We start from the raw sequence: 379 nt of genomic DNA on the forward strand, positions 1-379 counted from the left end.
AAACAAGACCCCAATGAGAGTTGTGAAGCTGTCGCGGCTTCGCCAGCTTGCCGTCGCGCCCAACAGGAGTGTTCGTTCGCCGAAGATGAGATAAGGTGGAGGCATACGTGTATCGATTCAACACTTGCGAGACTCCAGCCTTTGCAGAAGCTGCCTTCTTCTGATCACCCCAGTTGCCAGTCGCTAGCGAATACTTCAGGCCGTTTGTGATGATGCTAGCCTTGACGGCCATCTGAACATTGAAGTCCTGGTTGTTCTCGACACAGCGTTGGAGGTATTTGTAAATATCCTTGGTGAGCTTGAGGAAGAGGATGCGGAACAGATTTGCAATCAAGGGCCCGGCCAAATCCAGCCTCTTCTTCCCAAAATGATCGGTGTG

1 pseudogene is annotated in these 379 nt (G+C 51.7%); it reads right to left on the bottom strand.

The features are described from left to right. Positions 1-379 (bottom strand): annotated as a pseudogene (locus tag GSQ79_RS19290) (DNA-directed RNA polymerase subunit B); the annotation flags it as partial.

Source organism: Beijerinckia sp. L45 (assembly GCF_009765775.1).
Taxonomy (GTDB): Bacteria; Pseudomonadota; Alphaproteobacteria; order Rhizobiales; family Beijerinckiaceae; genus RH-AL1.